The sequence below is a fragment of the Pseudoroseomonas cervicalis ATCC 49957 genome (genome assembly GCF_000164635.1).
GTDB classification, from domain to species: domain Bacteria; phylum Pseudomonadota; class Alphaproteobacteria; order Acetobacterales; family Acetobacteraceae; genus Pseudoroseomonas; species Pseudoroseomonas cervicalis.
This window is the reverse complement of record NZ_GG770978.1, coordinates 1-1,558: the sequence shown is the minus strand read 5'-3', so window position 1 is coordinate 1,558 and position 1,558 is coordinate 1. Positions and strand designations below refer to the sequence as shown.

Genomic DNA, 1,558 nt, shown 5'->3' with positions numbered 1-1,558 from the left:
CAGCCAGGCGCCGCAACAGCCGCAGCAGCCGCAGCGCCCGCCGGAGCGCGAGGCGCTGGTGGTCAACGAGCTGGGCCTCGGCCTGCGCGAGCTCTACATCGCCCCCGCCGGCAGCGTCGAGCCGGGGCCGGACCGGCTCGGCCAGGACACGCTGCCCTCGGGCGCCACGCTGCGCGTGCCGCTCGGCCGCCAGCGGCTCTGCCTGTTCGATGTGCGCGCCGTGCTGTCGGATGGCAGCACGGAGGAGAAGCGCGGCGCCGATCTCTGCCGCAATCCGCGTGTCACCTTCGGCGACCCCAGCGCGCCGCTGCGCGAGGCGGCGGTGGTCAACGACACCGACCTGATGCTGCGCGAGCTCTACGCCATGCCGAGCGGCGCCGGGCGCGGCCCGGACCGGCTCGGCAGCGAGGTGGTGCCGCCCGAGGGCAGCTTCACCCTGCGGCTCGGGCGCACCCGCGAATGCGTCTTCGACCTGACCGCGGTGTTCGAGGATGACAGCACCGAGGAGCGGCGCCGCGTCGATCTGTGCCGCCGCGCCCGCGTGGTGTTCGGCGACCCGGCGGTGCCCTGGCGCGAGACGGAGGTGGTCAACGCCAGCTCGCGCAGCCTGCGCAACCTCTACGCCATGGCCGGCGGCGCCACCGGCAGCGGCGAGGCGCGCTGGGGCCCGGACCGGCTCGACGCCGTCATGGTCGAGGGCGGCAACAGCTTCCGCCTGCGGCTGCGCAGCCGCGCCTGCCAGGTCGACCTCCGCGCCGTCTATGACGACGGCACGGCGGAGGAGAAGCCGGGCGCCGATCTCTGCGCCACGCCGCGAATCACCTTCGACGGCAGCGGCGTGCCGCGCCCGCCGGAGCGCGCCTTCATCCTGGTCAACCGGCATGGCGCGCCGGTGCAGGAGCTCTACGCCTCCGGCACCGACGACGCCGACTGGGGCGAGGACCGGCTGCCCGCCGGGCCGCTGGAGCGCGGCACCCGCGCCGAGCTGGTGCTGCGCGCCGGCTGCGAGATCGACCTGCGCATCGTCTTCGCCAATGGCGGGGCGGAGGAGCGGCGCGCCGTCAACATCTGCGACAACGGGCTGATCGTGCTGCGCCCGGGCTGGACCATCGCCGAGCGGCTGGACCAGGGCGCCGGGCCGATCGAGCAGGGCCCGCCGCGCGAGGGCAGCGTGCGGCTGCGCAATGCCGGCCCGGCGCCGCTGGTCGAGCTGTATGTCGATGCCATGGGCGGCGCGCGCGGCCCGGACCGGCTCGGCGCCACCGTGCTCGGCCGTGGCGAGACGCTGGACTTCCAGCCGCCCGAGGCGGTCGGCTGCCGCGGCCATCTGCGCGCCGTGTTCCGCAACGGGCTGGAGATCGACCGGCCGGATTTCGCGCTGTGCTCCGGCACCGAGGTGACCCTGCCATGATGCTGCCCCCCGCGCTGCGCCGCGCCGCCCTGCTGCTGGGCGGGCTGCTGACCGCGCCGCTGCTGGCCCTTCCTCTGGCCCTCCCGCTGGCCCCCCTGCCCGCCTGGGCGCAGGCCCCGGCCGCCCCGCCCGCAAGCCCGGTCCCCG

1 protein-coding gene is annotated in these 1,558 nt (G+C 76.4%); it reads left to right on the top strand.

What is annotated here, in order from left to right; all coding sequences use genetic code 11:
- Positions 1–1,411 (top strand): hypothetical protein (locus HMPREF0731_RS23395; RefSeq protein WP_007006232.1); only part of this gene is annotated, 1,411 nt, incomplete at its 5' end.
- Positions 1,412–1,558 lie beyond the last annotated feature (147 nt).